Source organism: Rhodoferax sp., from assembly GCF_028688795.1.
Taxonomy (GTDB): domain Bacteria; phylum Pseudomonadota; class Gammaproteobacteria; order Burkholderiales; family Burkholderiaceae_C; genus Rhodoferax.
Genome location: NZ_JAQTXM010000005.1, coordinates 36,548 through 54,167, shown reverse-complemented (window position 1 = coordinate 54,167; position 17,620 = coordinate 36,548). Strand labels below are relative to the sequence as shown.

19 protein-coding genes are annotated in these 17,620 nt (G+C 57.2%); 3 read left to right on the top strand and 16 right to left on the bottom strand.

Features of this window, described 5'->3' with window-relative positions; translation table 11 throughout:
• Positions 1–6: 6 nt before the first annotated feature.
• From PHQ58_RS05445 to PHQ58_RS05390, 12 genes are all read right to left on the bottom strand, one after another.
• Positions 7–1,011 carry a MucB/RseB C-terminal domain-containing protein gene (locus PHQ58_RS05445; RefSeq protein ID WP_300108075.1) on the bottom strand — a complete coding sequence of 335 codons (1,005 nt, stop codon included), beginning with the start codon at positions 1,009–1,011 and terminating at the stop codon, positions 7–9.
• Positions 1,008–1,694: a sigma-E factor negative regulatory protein gene (locus tag PHQ58_RS05440; RefSeq protein WP_300108073.1), complete on the bottom strand. Its 687-nt coding sequence runs from the start codon at positions 1,692–1,694 to the stop codon at positions 1,008–1,010. Before PHQ58_RS05440 ends, PHQ58_RS05445 begins: the two co-directional genes overlap by 4 nt.
• Positions 1,695–1,770: 76 nt before the next feature.
• The gene (gene rpoE, locus PHQ58_RS05435; protein WP_300108071.1) at positions 1,771–2,412 is read right to left on the bottom strand and encodes an RNA polymerase sigma factor RpoE; all 642 of its coding nucleotides are present in this window, start codon (positions 2,410–2,412) and stop codon (positions 1,771–1,773) included.
• Positions 2,409–2,897: a hypothetical protein gene (locus PHQ58_RS05430; protein ID WP_300108068.1), complete on the bottom strand. Its 489-nt coding sequence runs from the start codon at positions 2,895–2,897 to the stop codon at positions 2,409–2,411. The genes rpoE and PHQ58_RS05430 overlap by 4 nt, the downstream gene beginning before the upstream one ends.
• Positions 2,898–2,942: 45 nt before the next feature.
• Entirely contained in the window at positions 2,943–4,190 is a 1,248-nt protein-coding gene (gene fabF / locus PHQ58_RS05425; protein WP_300108065.1) for a beta-ketoacyl-ACP synthase II, read from the bottom strand.
• 154 nt (positions 4,191–4,344) lie between these two features.
• The gene (acpP, locus tag PHQ58_RS05420) at positions 4,345–4,584 is read right to left on the bottom strand and encodes an acyl carrier protein (protein WP_087496857.1); all 240 of its coding nucleotides are present in this window, start codon (positions 4,582–4,584) and stop codon (positions 4,345–4,347) included.
• A 110-nt stretch (positions 4,585–4,694) separates the two neighbouring features.
• Entirely contained in the window at positions 4,695–5,441 is a 747-nt protein-coding gene (fabG, locus tag PHQ58_RS05415) for a 3-oxoacyl-ACP reductase FabG (protein WP_300108060.1), read from the bottom strand.
• Positions 5,434–6,402, bottom strand: coding sequence for an ACP S-malonyltransferase (gene fabD, locus PHQ58_RS05410; protein ID WP_300108058.1), 969 nt, complete (start codon positions 6,400–6,402; stop codon positions 5,434–5,436). Before fabD ends, fabG begins: the two co-directional genes overlap by 8 nt.
• 58 nt (positions 6,403–6,460) lie before the next feature.
• A complete protein-coding gene (locus tag PHQ58_RS05405) occupies positions 6,461–7,438 on the bottom strand; it encodes a beta-ketoacyl-ACP synthase III (protein WP_300108056.1) in 978 nt (325 codons plus the stop codon).
• A 3-nt stretch (positions 7,439–7,441) separates the two neighbouring features.
• Positions 7,442–8,491 carry a phosphate acyltransferase PlsX gene (plsX, locus tag PHQ58_RS05400; RefSeq protein WP_300108053.1) on the bottom strand — a complete coding sequence of 350 codons (1,050 nt, stop codon included), beginning with the start codon at positions 8,489–8,491 and terminating at the stop codon, positions 7,442–7,444.
• 129 nt (positions 8,492–8,620) lie between these two features.
• Positions 8,621–8,803 (bottom strand): 50S ribosomal protein L32, encoded by a 183-nt coding sequence (rpmF, locus tag PHQ58_RS05395; protein WP_300108051.1) that lies wholly within the window; start codon positions 8,801–8,803, stop codon positions 8,621–8,623.
• Between the two features lie 120 nt (positions 8,804–8,923).
• Positions 8,924–9,367, bottom strand: coding sequence for a YceD family protein (locus PHQ58_RS05390; protein WP_300108048.1), 444 nt, complete (start codon positions 9,365–9,367; stop codon positions 8,924–8,926).
• A 127-nt stretch (positions 9,368–9,494) separates the two neighbouring features.
• Here PHQ58_RS05390 and PHQ58_RS05385 point away from each other — a divergent pair, with 127 nt between their 5' ends.
• Together PHQ58_RS05385 and PHQ58_RS05380 are read left to right on the top strand one after the other, a co-directional pair.
• Entirely contained in the window at positions 9,495–10,088 is a 594-nt protein-coding gene (locus PHQ58_RS05385) for a Maf family nucleotide pyrophosphatase (RefSeq protein ID WP_300108045.1), read from the top strand.
• A gap of 2 nt (positions 10,089–10,090) precedes the next feature.
• A complete protein-coding gene (locus PHQ58_RS05380; RefSeq protein WP_300108042.1) occupies positions 10,091–10,870 on the top strand; it encodes an SAM-dependent methyltransferase in 780 nt (259 codons plus the stop codon).
• Positions 10,871–10,930: 60 nt separating this feature from the next.
• Here the strand turns inward: PHQ58_RS05380 and PHQ58_RS05375 are convergent, their stop codons facing one another.
• Genes PHQ58_RS05375 through PHQ58_RS05360 form a run of 4 tightly spaced genes read right to left on the bottom strand, consistent with a single transcriptional unit; the run spans position 10,931 to position 14,056 of the window.
• Positions 10,931–11,989 carry a S49 family peptidase gene (locus PHQ58_RS05375; protein WP_300108039.1) on the bottom strand — a complete coding sequence of 353 codons (1,059 nt, stop codon included), beginning with the start codon at positions 11,987–11,989 and terminating at the stop codon, positions 10,931–10,933.
• A 1-nt stretch (position 11,990) separates the two neighbouring features.
• Positions 11,991–12,353 carry a Rieske 2Fe-2S domain-containing protein gene (locus PHQ58_RS05370; protein ID WP_300108037.1) on the bottom strand — a complete coding sequence of 121 codons (363 nt, stop codon included), beginning with the start codon at positions 12,351–12,353 and terminating at the stop codon, positions 11,991–11,993.
• 9 nt (positions 12,354–12,362) lie between these two features.
• Positions 12,363–13,022: an HAD family hydrolase gene (locus PHQ58_RS05365; RefSeq protein WP_300108034.1), complete on the bottom strand. Its 660-nt coding sequence runs from the start codon at positions 13,020–13,022 to the stop codon at positions 12,363–12,365.
• Positions 13,019–14,056, bottom strand: coding sequence for an RluA family pseudouridine synthase (locus tag PHQ58_RS05360; RefSeq protein WP_300108032.1), 1,038 nt, complete (start codon positions 14,054–14,056; stop codon positions 13,019–13,021). The genes PHQ58_RS05365 and PHQ58_RS05360 overlap by 4 nt, the downstream gene beginning before the upstream one ends.
• 521 nt (positions 14,057–14,577) lie before the next feature.
• Between PHQ58_RS05360 and PHQ58_RS05355 the strand changes: the two genes are divergently transcribed.
• The gene (locus tag PHQ58_RS05355) at positions 14,578–17,616 is read left to right on the top strand and encodes an Rne/Rng family ribonuclease (RefSeq protein ID WP_300108029.1); all 3,039 of its coding nucleotides are present in this window, start codon (positions 14,578–14,580) and stop codon (positions 17,614–17,616) included.
• Positions 17,617–17,620: the final 4 nt, after the last annotated feature.

Sequence of the window (17,620 nt, the reverse complement as noted above, 5' to 3'; positions counted from 1 at the left end):
CATGACTTACTTTTTTCGCTCAAGACTCTGGGCAAACATCTGCAAAGTTTGCTGAGGCACTTCACCAACCACCGTCAGCCACCAATCACCAACGCGACGTGTCTGCATGTGCGTGGCCCCCATGACAAACTGGTCATGGCCTTGCAGCTTGCTGTGGCGCATAGCATCAAAGGCCTCAATAAAAAGCGACACGGAGGCCAAGCCATCTGAAAACACCCACTGCAGTGGCCCATGTCCCACGACAGAGCCGCTGTCTTGTCGCGTATGGCAACTCATCGACTTGAACCCCGGCACCTGCGCCTTGAGTTGCCAGCCCTGTTGATCAGCGGTGGTGGTGATTAGTTCCGGCTTTTTAACCGAATAGCCATCGGTGTTGTCCATCATGGCGCCAATTTCGGCCCCGCTGATGGGTCGGGTCAACTGCAGTTCAGAGAACGCCGCCTGTTCCAGTACCCGCTGCAAGGGGTCAAGTGTTTGCAGTTTGACCACCAGGCCGGTCGCCTGCTCGGTCCAAATTCTGTAGCCGAAACGCCAGCTGTCTCGCGGCACGAGTTGAACCACGTCAGCCCAAAGGCCAGCAACATGGTCGCGTCCAATGGCCTTCAACTGGTAAAACTGTGCCATCGAGGCGTCTGCACGGCTCAACACATCAGAAAAAATTCCCAACGAATCGCGTTTTTCAGAGATAACCAACCGGTTGGCCGGCAAGAACGTGACCACCTGATCACCTCGCCGGTAGGTCGATCGGGGCACGCCCGTCAAGGCTTCAACCCGCTCAAGCTGTTGACCGCCTTCACTCACATGCCAAATGCGGGCGGAAGACATGTAGTTGCCCGTGGTGACGACAAATGTGCCGACATAAGAGCGCTGACGGGACGCCGCATGCAGACGCAACAACCATTGCTCAACGCTTGACTGACTGGCGTTGCCACCAGGGGCTGGTGTAAGCACCTGAGCCTGCGGTGCGCCCATTAGCGCCAACACCATCAAGCCAACAACTCGACCCTTCAACGCCGGCCCTCTTCAAAATTGGCATTGCGCAAAAAACCCGCAGGTGTCTGCAGTGCAGACGCACCGCCAAACTGCCGATGCGCCGCTAAAAGCGCATCAAGCTGCGGGTCACGGATCATCACCAGCGGCTCGGATGACATGACCAACACAGACGACCCATCACTGCGAATCAGCGCCCGTCCGGTTGATAGGGAACTCGCGTCAGCCAAGGCGAAAGAAGACGCAGCAGAAATCACCGGGATCGCCTGTTGTTGCGCCTGTTGCGGCATGCCAACAGGATCTGCAGAACCTGGCCATTGCATGCCTTGCCAGGCCAATACGCCCACCAGCGCCACTGATGCGAATCCGGCGACACGCCGCCACAGACCATCATTAGCACTCGTTAATTTCGATCCATTTTTGGCTGTAGACCTTATTTCTGTTGCGGGTACAGCTATTATTTCAATAACATCCTGCTGCATGCGCTGACGCAGACGACGAACAAATTCAGGGTCATGTGCACGCAACACCTGCGTTTCACCTGATCGCATCACATCGCCCAGCCAATGGCAAGTGTCCCAATTGGCACGGGCTTCCTCGTTGGCCTCCAGTTCAGCCACGGTCTGGGTGAACTCAGCCCCTCGCAATTGCCCGTCGACCAGCGCTGAAATCCGCTCAGCGCTTTCAATAGATAAATCAGCCATGCCTTACCTTTATTGCAAACAGCCGTTTCTTGCGGCTAAAAATTTGTCCAACGCACACCAACTGCCTACCCCTTGGCTACCAGCGCTTGCCAGTCTGCTTTTCAAGCATTGGCTTCACCTTGGCCGACACCGCCTCGCGCGCCCGGAAAATCCTTGAGCGCACGGTGCCCATCGGGCACTTCATCAGCTCAGCGATGTCTTCATAACTCATGCCATCAATCTCACGAAAAGTAAGCGCCTGCCTCAGATCCTCAGGCAGAGCCGCCATGGCCGCATTTACAGCCTCAGCAATTTCTTTGGCTGCGAGCACGGATTCAGGCGTCTCGTAGGTTATTGATTCATGTCTGGGTGAATAAGTTTCATCGTCATCGTCATTGGACTGCAGGGCAGCTTGTGTGATGGTGGGATCTCGTTTGAGTTCCAGTAGAAATTTCTTGGCCGTGTTGACCGCAATGCGGTAAAGCCAGGTGTAAAACTGGGCGTCACCGCGAAACTGGTGCAGCGCCCGGTAGGCGCGGATGAAAGTTTCCTGGGCAATGTCTTCCACCAGGTCCACATCACGCACCATGCGCCCAATCAGGCGTTCAACACGCCGCTGGTACTTGATGACCAACAACTCAAACGCGGCCTGATCACCCGCCACGGTGCGCGCCACCAGCAGCGCATCGCTGTTATCAACGGCGGGCGTCGGTGCTGAAGGAACTTCGGGGGCACTCATCGCACCCACCTGGCTGAGGCTTCAGACGAGCTCGCAAGATCTGAAAGAGCGTCGTCAGCAAGTTTGACCCGGCTGTAGATCGCGCGGCGCAAGGCCATCCAGCGAGCGGCATTTGACACCCGGTCGAGCCAAACCCAGGCCGCAGCGCTACGGTCCTCTGCCCCGCGCAACCGCAGTAACACCGCAGACTGAAAATCAAGCACAAGCTCCGGCAGAATCACGACCGATCGGCCATCCACAGCCCAGTGCCAGACAAAGCCATCCCAGGACAAACTACCGGTAGTCGTCTGAGACCATGACCACCCAACGAGCATTGATGTTGCGAGCCACACGCCAGTTGCAAGCGCCTGTCGCCACCCCAAGGCATCAGCCTGCAAGCTCCAAACTGACACCGCCAAAGCGCCACATGCCATCAACAGGCCAACAAACGCACCTTGAAAATGTGAACGCCCCACCGGAAAACTGACGGCTGGGGCGTTATGCATGGCAAATACCAGTGACCGAAGCAGTCGACCGGCACCCGGCGGTGCTCAAGGTGCGCGTTTGAACACCAGCGACCCGTTGGTGCCACCAAAACCAAAATTGTTCTTGATAGCCACGTCGATTTTTATATCCCGGGCCGTGTTGGCGCAGTAGTCCAAATCACACTCCGGGTCTTGATTGAAGATATTGATGGTGGGCGGGCTCTTTTGATGGTGCAGCGCCAACACGGTCACCACCGACTCCAAACCACCCGCACCACCCAACAAGTGACCAGTCATGGACTTGATGGAGTTCACCACAGTCTTTTTGGCATGGTCGCCCAAAGCAGCCTTGATGGCATTGGTTTCGTTCAAGTCACCCAAAGGCGTTGACGTGCCATGTGCGCTGACGTAATCCACTTGGTCGGCATTGACACCAGCGTTATGCATGGCGCTCACAATGGCCCGGCGCGGACCATCCATGTTGGGTGCCGTCATGTGGCCGGCATCTGCGCTCATGCCAAAACCAGCCAGTTCGGCGTAAATCTTGGCGCCACGTGCCTTGGCGTGTTCGTATTCTTCAAGCACCATCACACCGGCGCCTTCACCCAGGACAAAACCGTCGCGGTCTTTGTCCCAAGGACGCGACGCTGTCGTTGGGTCATCGTTGCGGGTACTGAGGGCACGCATGGCGGCAAAGCCTCCCACACCCAGCACAGACACAGACGCTTCAGAGCCACCGGCCACCACGACATCAGCATCACCGTATTCGATCATGCGCCCAGCTTGGCCAATGCAATGCAGGCCAGTGGTGCATGCCGTCACGATGGCCAAGTTGGGGCCTTTGAAGCCAAACTGGATTGAGACATGGCCCGCAATCATGTTGATGATGGTCGATGGCACAAAAAACGGCGAAATACGACGCGCACCGCGAGCGACAAACTCGCCTTGCATGTGCTCGATCATGGGCAAGCCACCAATGCCGGAGCCAATCACACAACCAATCCGCGTGGCCAGCTCATCGCTTAAGGCCGCACCCGTAGGAAGACCAGAATCAGCCACAGCCTGCGCGGCTGCCGCCACGCCATAGTGAATGAATGTGTCCATGGTGCGCGCCTCTTTGGCGCTGATATAAGACTCAATGTCAAAGCCCTTGACCTCTCCTGCAATTTTGCAATTGAAAGTAGAGGCATCAAACTTGGTGATCAGGCCAATGCCCGACTGACCAGCCAGGAGATTGGCCCAAGTGGTGTCGACCGTGTTTCCCACGGGACTGACACAACCCAAACCAGTAACAACGACGCGACGACGGGACATAGGGATTAATAGTCAGTGGTTTGTCTGAACAGACCACGCCAACGTACTGGGCGTGGTCAAAAATTTGTGGTGTGTCAGCAAACCAGGGCTGCTATCTTGCAACTTGGCCCGGCTGACACGGCGGCTTTCATAAGAAAGGCCGCTTTAAAAAGACTTAAGCCTTCTTATGCGTATTGGCGTAATCGATGGCGTTTTGCACCGTGGTGATCTTTTCTGCATCTTCGTCCGGGATTTCAATGCCAAATTCGTCTTCCAGTGCCATCACCAGTTCAACGGTATCCAACGAATCTGCACCCAGATCAGCCACAAAGGCTTTTTCGTTGGTCACTTGTGACTCTTCAACGCCGAGTTGTTCGGCAATGATTTTCTTAACGCGTACTTCGATATCGCTCATGGATTCCCTCTGAGGGTTGTAAAAAGATTGGTGATTTTAGCCGGGCTTGAAAACTTAACTTCAAGCCGACCGCGAACTTGAAAACTAACGCTGTTTATAGTCGATGACGCTTACATGTACATGCCGCCATTGACATGCAACTCTTGCCCGGTCACGTAGGCGGCCTGAGGCGATGCCAGATACGCCACGGCATGGGCAATGTCAGACGGCTTGCCCAAAGCCCCTAGCGGAATTTGCGCCAGCAACGCCTTATGTTGTTCGTCGGCCAATTGCGCCGTCATGTCGGTTTCAATGAAGCCGGGGGCGACACAGTTCACCGTGATGTTGCGCGAGCCCAATTCACGAGCCAGCGCTCGAGTCATACCCGCCACACCAGCCTTGGCAGCCGCATAGTTGGCCTGGCCCGCGTTGCCCGACGCCCCCACCACCGAGGTGATGCTGATGATGCGCCCATAGCGCTGCTTCATCATGGTGCGCATCACGGCACGGCTCATGCGGAAGACGGCTTTCAGATTGGTATCAAGCACGGCATCCCACTCGTCGTCTTTCATCCGCATGGTCAGGTTGTCGCGTGTGATGCCAGCGTTGTTCACCAGGATCTGTAACCCACCATGTTCCTTGACCACGCTGACAATCAGCGCATCCACACCAGCGGCGTCGTTGACATTGAGCGCCCTGCCGCTGCAGCCTGGGTAGGCCGACAGCGTTTGCGACAACTTGGCGGCGCCTTCTTCCGTCGTGGCGGTGCCAATCACTTTCAAGCCGCGCTTGGCCAGCTCCAGCGCAATGGCCGCGCCAATGCCACGTGAGGCGCCCGTGACAAGCGCCACCTGGCCTTCAAAATTGATCTCACTCATCTGTTGGTACTTCCATTACAAAGGTCTTGGCATCAGCCAGGCTAGCCGAATCAAACAGTGCCAGGCCCTGCATGTCGGGATTGATGCGCTTGGTCATGCCTGCAAGTACCTTGCCAGGGCCACATTCCACCAGGGTCGAGAAACCACGCGCAGCGATGGCTTGAACACACTCTACCCAACGCACCGGGCCAAAGGCCTGGCGATACAAGGCATCGCGGATGTCGTCAGCATCTTGCGCTACCGCCACATCAACGTTGTTGATAACAGCAATCCGCGGCGCAGCAAACACGGTCTCATCCAGCCGGACCTTCAGCTTGAGGGCCGCAGGCTTCATCAAACTGGAATGAAACGGTGCCGACACCGGCAAGGACAAGGCCCGCTTGGCACCCAAGGCCTTAAGCGCCACACAGGCTTGCTCAACCGCCGCTTTGGAGCCAGCAATCACCGTTTGCCCAGGGTCATTGAAATTCACAGCCTCAACCACTTCGGTCGAGTTTTCACCAAACGTGCGGGTCACTTCGGCACAGCCAGCAATGACCTTTGCCGCATCCAAGCCCAGGATCGCGGCCATGGCACCAAGGCCCACAGGCACAGCTTCCTGCATGGCTTGGGCCCGAAAGCGCACCAAAGGGGCAGCTTGCGCCAAAGTCAGCACACCAGACGCCACCAGGGCTGAATACTCGCCCAGCGAGTGCCCAGCCACCACTTGCGGGGCCACGCCAACCTCAGCCATCCAGACCCGGTATGCAGCCACGCCAGCCACCAGCATGACGGGCTGGGTGTTGGTGGTTAAGGCAAGCGTTTCTTTGGAGCTATCTTTGATCAGACGGCCCACATCTTCGCCCAAGGCATCAGACGCTTCAGCCAGCGCCTCACGCACTTGCACATGGTCACCCCAGCCATCAAGCATGCCGACCGACTGCGACCCTTGGCCTGGAAATACAAAAGCGAACGGTTTCATGGTTTAAATAAATATATAAGAAATCAGGCTATAGCCCTTTTTAAAAGGGCGCAGCTCACTATAAATTAAGTAGCACAGCACCCCAGGTAAAGCCGCCACCTACGGCCTCCAGCAACAGTGTTTGACCTGGCTTGACCTGACCACTGCGCACCGCCGTATCAAGCGCCAGCGGAATGGATGCGGCCGAGGTGTTGCCGTGCTGATCCACCGTAACTACCACTTTTTCCATGGGTAATTTGAGTTTGCGCGCCGTGCTTTGCATGATGCGAATGTTGGCTTGGTGCGGGATCAGCCAATCAACGTCAGCCTCTGTTTTGCCAGCCTTTGCCAACACCGCCCGAGCCGCTTCATCGAGCACGCCCACCGCCAGCTTGAACACAGCCTGACCATCCATGCGCAGCAAAGGATCGCCTAGCACCTGGCCGCCGCACACATGGCCGGGCACACACAAAATATCAGAGTAACTGCCATCTGCGTGGATGTCAGTGGACAAAATGCCTGGCGTACTGGAAGCCTCCAGCACCACTGCACCCGCACCATCACCGAACAGCACGCAGGTGGTGCGGTCCTTGAAGTCCAGGATGCGCGAAAACACTTCAGCGCCGACCACCAACGCTTTTTTGGCAGAGCCCGAGCGAATCAGCGAATCAGCCAGCGTCAGGGCGTAGATGAAGCCACTGCATACCGCCTGCACGTCAAACGCCGGGCCGCCTTTGGCGCCCAGCTTGCTTTGCAAGATACAAGCGGTCGACGGAAACACCATGTCAGGCGTGGAGGTACCGACAATGATCAGATCAATGTCCTTGGCGTCCACGCCAGCGGCTTCCAGCGCCTGACGCGAGGCCATGAGTGCCAAGTCGCTGCTATTGACGCCAGCATCCACAAAATGCCGGGCGCGAATCCCGGTGCGCTCAACAATCCATTCGTCACTCGACTCTACGCCCTGCTCGGCGAGTTCAGCCACCAGGTCAGCGTTGGTCAAGCGGCGCGGTGGCAGGTAGCTGCCGGTGCCAGTAATGCGTGAGTAGATTTTCATAACTTAAACGGTGACAGCCGATTCCGGTTTGGTGGGCACTGCAACATCACCAAAAAGCGGTGCTGCATGTGCAATCCTGACCCTAACCCGGTCCAGCAGATTATTTCGGGCTGCATCATACGCCCGGCCCAAAGCGTAGCCAAAGGCCAGCTCATCAGCTGAGCCATGGCTCTTGAACACTAACCCACGCAGACCCAACAAGGCGCCACCGTTGTAGCGACGGTGATCCATCCGCTTTTTAAGCGCAGATATCACCGGATAGGCTGTTAAAGCAGCCATTTTGGTAAAAATGTTGCGCGAAAATTCTTTTCTCAGAAAATCAACAATCATTCCAGCCAAACCTTCACTGGCCTTGAGCGCAACATTGCCAACAAATCCGTCACACACCACCAAATCGGCCGTACCCTTGAAAATGTCATTGCCTTCAACATTGCCGTAGAAATTCAGATCACCCGCTTTAGACGCAGCTCGCAACAACTCACCGGCTTTTTTAATGACTTCGTTGCCTTTAATGGCCTCTTCACCAATATTGAGCAGGCCAACCGTGGGATTCTCCTCACCACTAAGCACCGACACCAGCGCCGAGCCCATGACCGCAAACTGCAACAGATGTTCGGCCGAACAGTCCACATTTGCCCCCATGTCGAGCACAGTGGTGGCCGCGCCCTTGGCGTTGGGAATTTGGCCCGCAATGGCAGGGCGGTCAATGCCATCGAGTGTTTTTAGAAGATAACGGGAAATTGCCATCAAAGCCGCAGTGTTGCCAGCAGATACCGCCGCTTGGGCTACACCGTCTTTGACTTGAGAAATAGCGACCCGCATGGATGAGTCTTTTTTGCGGCGTAGCGCGACTTCAAGCGGATCATCCATGGCAACCACTTCGCTCGCCAGCACCACCGTGGCGCGCGCATGGGCGAAGCCCGCCATACTCTCTGGCAACCCCACCAGAATCAACTGCACATCGGCATGGTGATCCAAAAAACGTGTGCAAGCGGGCAATGTGACACGGGGGCCGTGGTCTCCGCCCATGCAGTCAACAGCAATAGTGATCATGAATTACAGGTCGTCCAACAAACAACAATGACAAGGCCAACACACGTCCGGCATTAACGCCGGATCCACAAATGCAAAGGCCCGGGGCTACACGCTTGGTAGCCCCGGGCCTTGGGTGTCTAGTTGAATTTAGGCTTCAGACTTGCTCTTGAGTACTTGACGACCACGGTAAAAGCCGTTCGGGCTGATGTGGTGACGCAAATGTATTTCGCCAGTGGTGGGTTCGACAGCAATACCAGGAACAACCAAGGCATTGTGTGAGCGGTGCATACCGCGCTTTGAAGGTGATTTTTTGTTTTGTTGGACGGCCATGTTCCGCTCCTTAAGGCTATGGGCTGCCAGAGAAACAGCAACCGGGGATTGTTAAAAAGCGCACATCAACCATGCGCAAAGACTGCAGAGTATAGCCGATGACAGCCAGATTTCAAAAGGTCAGGTTTGATCAGTATCTTTCAAGCCTGCCAGCACCGCAAACGGGTTGGGTTTGGCAGGAGCATCTTCAAAGTCAACATCCGCCGCCGCCAGCTTGATGGCAACCGGGCAGGTGTCGTGACGCGGCACAACGGGCAAGTCCATCAGCACTTCGTCCTCAATCAGGGCCTGGAGATCAAAGTCACGACTCGACACCAACACATCTTCCGGCGACTCATCATCCTCAAGTTCTGCCTGAGCTTCAGTGTCAACAAACTTGAACAAGCGATCAATCTGCACAGCCACATCCACCGGACCCAAACAGCGCTGACAGGTCAAGGGCAAGACCACACCAACGGCCAATTGCAACGCCACCTGCGGCTCGCCCGTCGCGTCAGGCTGAAGTTCAAAACGCGCTGACCAAGTCAGTATATTTTGAGCACCTAGCCCATTTGTTTCGACCATCAGACGCTCATAATTCAATAGCAAATCTTGCCCTGCGAGTTGCATGGAAGACTTGCCAGCTTGTTTGGTATCAAGTATTGGGGGGGGGACATGTTCACTCATGGGTGCAGTGTAAGAGAATCAGACCATGACTGAATTTACTCCGCGCCAACTGATTCTGGCCTCCACCTCCGTATACCGCCGCCACTTGCTGGAGCGACTGCGCCTGCCATTCACCGTGATCGCGTCAGATGTCGATGAAGCCGCGCTACCTCATGAATCACCCGAGCAACTTGCCTGTAGGCTGGCGCTGGCGAAAGCACGTGCAGTTTCGCAGCAACACCCCGACAGTGTGGTGATCGGATCAGATCAGGTGGCAGACTTGAATGGCGAAGCCATGGGCAAACCTCAAACCCATGCGCGCGCCGTGGTGCAACTGCAGCGCATGCGAGGCCAAACCGTGATTTTCCAGACAGCCGTGGCCGTCGTCTGCCAGGCCACAGGATTTGCACAAACTGAGCTGGCGCAGGTCAAGGTTCTGTTCAAGCACCTGACCGACGCACAGATCGAGCACTACCTGCTCACTGAGCAACCTTACGACTGCGCAGGCAGCGCCAAAAGCGAAGGGCTGGGCATTGCATTGCTGGAACGCATCGACAATGACGACCCCACCGCGCTGATCGGCTTGCCCTTGATTCGCACCTGCCAATTGCTGGAAGCGGCTGGACTCAAGGTGCTGTGAACATGCAAATATCCACCGCTTCCCCAACTAAAGGCCAGCTTTATCTGGTGCCAGCCCCTCTCGACTTTGGCTGCGCACAAACCCCCGATTTGCGCGCCAGCATGCCCATGGGCACGATCACGGTAGCCGCCAGCCTGTCGCACTGGATTTGCGAAAACGCCAAGTCAGCCCGCGCCTACCTCAAACGCGTGAACGAGATCACCCCTCTGTGCCAACCGATTCAGGCCATGTCGCTGATTGAACTTCCACGCGAAGTCCATAAAAAAGGGGACCACCATGGCAACTTTGACGCACGACCCCTGTTACAGCCAGCACTGGACGGCCACTGCGTCGGACTGGTCAGTGAAGCAGGCATGCCAGCCGTGGCTGACCCAGGCTCGTCGGTGGTGCGCGCTGCCCATGATCTGGGCATCACCGTTGTGCCGCTGGTCGGCCCGGTGTCGTTGCTGCTTGCCCTGGCCGCGAGTGGGCTCAATGGGCAGAACTTTGCATTTGTCGGCTACTTGCCGCAAGACCCACAAGAACGCATGGGACGCATTCGCGAGTTAGAGGCTCTGGCCCTTAAAACCGGGCAAACCCAGTTGTTCATTGAAACACCTTACCGAAACCTGGCCATGTTGCAAGCCTTGTTGCAAACCCTGCAACCCAACACCAGACTGGCCATCAGCAGCGGACTGACGCTGGACAACGCCCGCATCAACAGTGACATCACCAAGCAGTGGAAACAAAAACCAGCCGCTTTGGACAATGCCACACCGGCGGTGTTTGCCATCGGGCGTTAAGCCGGCCATGGGCTGGCTGGCCCTCGCAGATCAAAAGGGGAGCGGCCTGTGCCAAGGCCGTCAATGCAGTGCCGGGGATGACTTGAACGCCTGAAAGGCACCCGCGCCAAGCGCCACGCCAAACCGTTTGACAAGTCGCTCAGCGACGTTGTCGCGGCGGGTGTAGTCGATGATTTCTTCGGCCTTGACCACCTCACGGGCCACAAAATCAAGGCTGCCCAGTTGGTCGGCCAGGCCCAGTTCAATGGCCTGCTGACCGCTCCAAAACAAGCCACTGAAAGTTTCTGGGGTTTCCTTCAGGCGCGGGCCGCGTCCTGCCTTGACCACCGCAATGAACTGCTGATGAATCTGGTTGAGCATGGCCTGCGCGTATTGCCGTTGTATGTCGGTTTGCGGGCTGAACGGATCCAGAAAGCCTTTGTTGGCACCAGCCGTCATCAAACGGCGCTCCACGCCAAGCTTATCCATCAGTCCAGTAAAGCCAAAACCATCCATCAGCACCCCAATGCTGCCCACGATGCTGGCTTTGTCGACAAAAATTTGATCTGCCGATACGGCAATGTAATAAGCCGCTGAAGCCGCCGACTCTTCCACCACGGCATACACCGGCTTCTTATGCAAGGCCTTGAGACGCAAGATTTCATCGTTGATGATGCCGGCCTGTACCGGACTGCCGCCTGGGGAATTGATCAGCAACACCACCGCTTGGGCACCCGAGTCTTCAAACGCCGTGCGCAGCGACGACACAATCAACTCCGCACTGGCTTCGGCACCCGAGGCGATTTCACCCTTGATTTCAATCAGCGCGGTGTGAGGCGTAGACACATCTTTGCCAACACCACCTTGACTGATGGCCAGCCAGACAATTGTCACAAAAAATCCCAGCCAGGCCAGCCGAAAAAATGTTCGCCAACGCCGGGCAGCGCGCTGCTCATTCAAGGTGGCGAAAGCGAGTTTTTCCAGCGTGGCACGCTCCCAGCCCCCAGAGGCGTTCAAGCCACTAAATGCTTCTTTTTTTATAGCATCTTGCGCTTTTACATCATGGCCTAGAACCTTATTTTCATCAAATCCACGGGCCGCGGATGATGCCTCGGTGCCAGGTGTTACGGGGTCGTTCATATTAGATTGCAGGTTGAAATTTGTCTGAAGTATGCCAGTGCACCAGGCTGTCAGCCTCTGACACCTCGATTTTGACCAGACCACCACGGCACGGGCCCATGCGGCATTGACCGTTCTGCGGGGCGTACATGGCGCCGTGAGTAGCGCACATCAGCCAATGGCCGGTGCTGTCAAAAAACTCGTTGGGCTGGTAGTCCATTTCCATCGGCACGTGGCTGCAGCGATTCAAGTAGGCGTACACCTGCCCCTGATAACGCACCGCAAAGGCGGATTGACTCTGACCAAAATACAACACATCAAACGGCACAGCCTTGCTGCTGTCGACCAAATCCTGCGACGCGCAAAGTGCAATGGCTTGCGTCATGCCTTGCGCTCAGGCATTGACCCGGAGCCAGTCTCGCAATTGCGCCACATCGTGCGCCACGTGCAAAGGCTGCAACACATCAAATGCCGAAGGCTCATGTGCGCCGTAGCTCACCCCCACGCTGGCACAACCGGCGTTCAGCGCCATTTGCAGGTCATGCGTGGTGTCGCCAATCATCAGGGTGCGCTCAGGTGGCACATCAAATTCGGCCATCAATTCATGCAACATTAGCGGGTCGGGCTTGCCCGCAGTCTGGTCGGCAGTACGCGATGCATCGAATAAACCTGCCAGCGCAACCGTGCCCAAAGCTTCATCCAGACCACGCCGACTCTTGCCGGTGGCCACACTCAGCAAATGCCCCCGGGATTTCAAATCAGCCAACATCGGCAAAACGCCTTCAAACAGGCTGATTTCGTGCTGAATTGCAAAATAGTGGTGCCGGTAACGGTCGCCCAGCAAGGGATAGCGCTCTTTTGGGACGTCCGGGGCCGCATGGGCCAGCGCCTGCATCAAGCCCATGCCAATGACAAAAGAGGCTGCCTCAACCGTTGGCTTTTTGCCACCCACATCAACAACAGCCGCCTGAATGCAGCGGGCAATGATGGCAGTGGAATCAAAAAGCGTGCCATCCCAATCAAAAGCGATCAAATCAAAACGTCGTGTGGTCATGTATCAGGGCGCTCGCGCGCTCCATATGAAGAAAATTGAACCAGTTCAGGCGGCAACTCTGCCAGCAATTCCAAGCGCTCACCGCTGGCAGGGTGATTGAACTGCAAGCGCCAGGCATGCAAGAACATGCGTTTGAGCCCTGGCGAGGCGTTGGCACGTGCCAGGGCCTTGTTGAGTTCAAAGTCACCATATTTGTCGTCGCCCAAGATAGGGAAACCTTCGCTGGCCAAGTGCACCCGAATCTGGTGCGTGCGGCCGGTCTTGATGGTCACCTCAAGCAAGGTACCGGTGTGCAGCGTCTCGCGCACCCGCACCAAAGTCACCGATGGCATGCCGTCTGGGTCGTCGCGCGACACCACTTTGACACGGCGCTCCCCGGCCTGCGGCTCCCCGCCATCCAGCAGGTACTTGTGCAAGGGCTTGTCCAGCACCTTGAGTTTGGCAGGCCACTGACCACGCACCATGGCCAGGTACGTCTTGCCAGTTTGACGTTCGCGAAACTGGTCTTGCAAGTTTCTCAGCGCACTGCGTTTTTTGGCCACCAGCAAAATACCACTGGTTTCACGGTCAAGTCGGTGCACCAGCTCCAAAAAACTGGCTTGAGGACGCGCCATGCGCAGCTGCTCGATCACCCCAAAGCTCACGCCCGAGCCACCATGCACCGCCACACCCGCCGGCTTGTTGATCACCAATAAATGCTCGTCTTCCAGCAGCACCGCAAAGTCTCGTGCTGGCACACCGCGCACCGCACCATCTGCCATGGCCTGCGCTTTTTCTGCCACCCGCTCTGAGATCCGCACAGGCGGCAAACGAACGAGGTCACCCTCATTCAAACGGGTGTCGGCCCCAACCCGCCCCTTGTTGACACGCACCTCACCGCTGCGAATCAAGCGGTAAATGTGCGACTTGGGGACACCTTTGAGGTGACGCATCAGAAAATTGTCAACCCGCTGGTCGGCGCTGTCTTCATCAACGCTCACGGTCTTGACTTCTGGCTTTGGCGACGAGGGTTTGACCTCTATAATGTGTTTCACTAGCGGTCTGCTGTAAGTGGTTGATTTAACTGATAGTTAATTCGTTATGTCAGTGAAGTTTAGTTCACACGCCATTTACACCGCCAGTAAAGTCGATACCGCCTGACGCGCCAGCCGCAAATGCCCAACCCAATGTTGTGCATGGCGGCCCGAGTGGCAGGTCAAAACGGCGCCTTGAAACCCAGAATCGGAATACCCAAAATTCACAGCCCCTGGCTGTGAATGGAATGAAGCGAAATGTTTGTTTTGATGTCCCTGATGTGTAAATGCCTGCAGCGCGCAAACGTGCTGTGCTTTGGCATACGTCAGCCATCTGCGCCCACTCAATGGTCGCACAATGCTATTAGATCAATAGCAAATCCTTATCCAAACCCCATCGCTCCCCTCCACGCGCCCATATCCAGACTCATTGTGTGAGTTTGGGTTCTCCGGCTTTTCCTCCTTGTTTCAAAGCGTCAGTTTGTGTGTCATAGAAGCCCTATAGGGCTTTCGTTTGATATTTAATTGAAGGAACGCTACCCATGAAACGGATGCTGATTAACGCGACGCAGGCTGAAGAACGCCGCCTCGCCATCGTCGACGGACAAAAACTGCTCGACTACGAAATCGAAATTGAAGGACGCGAACAGCGCAAGGGCAACATTTACAAAGCCGTGGTGACCCGCGTCGAGCCATCCTTAGAGGCCTGCTTTGTGGACTACGGCGAAGAGCGCCACGGCTTTTTGCCGTTCAAGGAAATCTCACGCCAATACTTCCAACCGGGTGTGGCTGTCAGCCAGGCCCGCATCCAGGATGCCATCAGGGAAGGCCAGGAACTGCTGGTTCAGGTTGAAAAAGAAGAACGTGGCAACAAGGGCGCAGCCCTGACCACCTTTGTGTCGCTGGCTGGCCGCTATGTCGTCCTGATGCCCAACAACCCGCGCGGCGGTGGTGTGTCACGTCGTATTGAAGGCGAAGACCGGGCTGAACTCAAGGAAGCACTGGACCAACTCGAATACCCCAATGGCATGAGCATCATTGCGCGCACTGCGGGCATAGGCCGTGCGGCACCTGAACTGCAATGGGACCTGAATTACCTGCTGAAACTGTGGGGCGCGATTGACGGTGCGGCCAAGGGCGGCAAGGGCGCGTTCCTGATTTACCAGGAGTCTTCGCTGGTGATTCGCGCCATTCGTGATTACTTCAACCATGACATTGGTGACATCCTGATCGACACCGATGACGTGTACGAGCAAGCGCAGCAGTTCATGGCCCATGTGATGCCTGAACACGCAGCCCGCGTCAAACGCTACCGTGACGATGCACCGCTGTTTTCGCGCTTCCAGATCGAACACCAAATTGAATCGGCCTACGCCCGCACGGTGCAGTTGCCCAGCGGCGGCGCGATTGTGATTGACCACACCGAAGCGCTGGTCAGCGTGGACGTGAACTCGGCCCGCGCCATCAAAGGCGGTGACATCGAAGAAACCGCCACCCGCACCAACCTGGAAGCCGCTGATGAAGTGGCACGCCAGGCTCGCCTGCGCGATTTGGGTGGCTTGATCGTCATTGACTTCATCGACATGGAAGAAAGCCGCAACCGCCGCGACGTCGAAAATCGCCTGCGCGACGCCTTGCGCCAAGACCGCGCCCGCGTGCAGTTTGGCACCATCAGCAAATTTGGCCTGATGGAAATGAGCCGCCAGCGCCTGCGCCCAGCGCTCTCTGAAGGTGCGTCCATTCCCTGCCCGCGCTGCGGTGGTTCCGGCCACATCCGTGACACGGAATCCAGCGCGCTGCAAATTTTGCGCATCATCCAGGAAGAGTCCCTCAAGGACAGCACAGCCTCTGTGCTGTGCCAGGTGCCGGTTGAAGTGGCGTCGTTCCTGCTCAATGAGAAGCGCACTGAAATCGCCAAGATCGAGCTCAAGCAGCGCATCAACGTGATCATGGTGCCCAACAAATCGCTGGAAACCCCCAACTACCGCTTGGAGCGCCTGAAACACGATGACCCGCGTCTGGACAACATCGAAGCCAGCTACAAGATGGCCGATGAGATCGAGGAAGCGACTTCGGTGACACGCCGCTCGCAAGAGCCCACCAACCGACAAACCCCGGTGATCAAAGGCGTGCTGCCTGATGCCCCAGCGCCCGTCATACCACCCAAGCCAGAGGTCGCGCCTGCGCCTAAAGCGGTACAACCACAAGCCATTCCAGCACCGGCACCTGTCGTGGCTGAAAAAGGATTCTTTGGCTGGCTCAAGAACCTGTTTGCAGCAGAACCGGCCCCGGCAACAACACCGGCACCGGCACCGGCTGCGGAACCCACCCGGGAAGACAAACGCCCATCGCGCGATGGCCGTCCCCCTCGGGACAATGCCCGCCGCGGCGAACCGCGTGGTGATGGCCGTGCGGAGCGAGGCCCGCGTCCTGAAGGGCGCCCACCGCGTGGTGAAGCCACAGGCGAAAGCCGTGGTGAGGGTCGTGGTGGTGGCCGTGGCGGTGCCCGTGGCGGCAACCGAGGTGAGCGCGGCGACCGACCAGAGCGTGGCAATGGCCCGCGTGAGCGAGTCGACGTTCAAGCCAACGGTCTCGCGGCCGAAGGTAACAACAGCGTAAACATTGAAGCCCAACCAGGCGCGCTGCCTGATGCCGGTCGCGCAGACCAGCGCCCGGAGCGCAGCAACCGCAACGGTGAGCGTGGTGGCCGACCTGAACGCGGTGAACGTCGTCCCCGCGGGACACGCCCGGAAGAAGACGCTGCAACCAGCCCGGACCAAGCCAACGCTAACCCAAGCTTGGGTGACGCGACCCAAGCCACCACCCAAGGTGCTGAGTCAAGCGCGCCCAGCGATGCCAGCAACGAAGGTGCGCCACGGGAAAAGCGCCCTCGTGACCGTTATGGCCGCGAACGCAAGCCACGCGGCGAACGCACCGAGCGCAATGACGACAGCAACACACAGTCAGCCTTGCCATTGGAAGACGCCTCGCAAGAAGATGCTGCGCCACGCAAGTCGTACTTTACGCAAGAGGCTAACGACACGCAGGCTGCTCAAGTGCGCCCCGAGGTGCAGACTCAAAGCTCCACACGGGTCGCTGAACCGACCGAGCTCGTCAAACCAGCGGCAGCGCCTGCAGTGACTGAGGAGCCGCGTTTTGCTACGCCAACCCCTGAAGTCACCCGCACCGCCAGCGCGATGGATGTGCCTGCCAGCAACAGCCAGGCAAGCACACCAGTCAGCATGACTGCAAGCACACCAGCGCCAGCGGTGACCAAGCCCCCCGTGACAAAGGCTCCTGCAGCACCTGTGCTTGTGGGCATGCCTAAAGTGCCCGCTTTTGACTTGCCACTTGGCGAACTGGCTGAGGTGGCTCAACAATCTGGGTTGAACTGGGTGAACACGGATGCAGCCAAGGTCGCTGCCGTACAAGCAGCCATTGCGGCAGAGCCCAAGGCCGTGCACACACCTCGCGAACGCCCGCCAGTGGTTCAGACGGATGCAGGTCCACTGGTGCTGGTGGAAACCCGCCGTGACCTGAGCAACATGACGCTGCCATTTGAAAAGACTGAGCAGGTCTAAACCT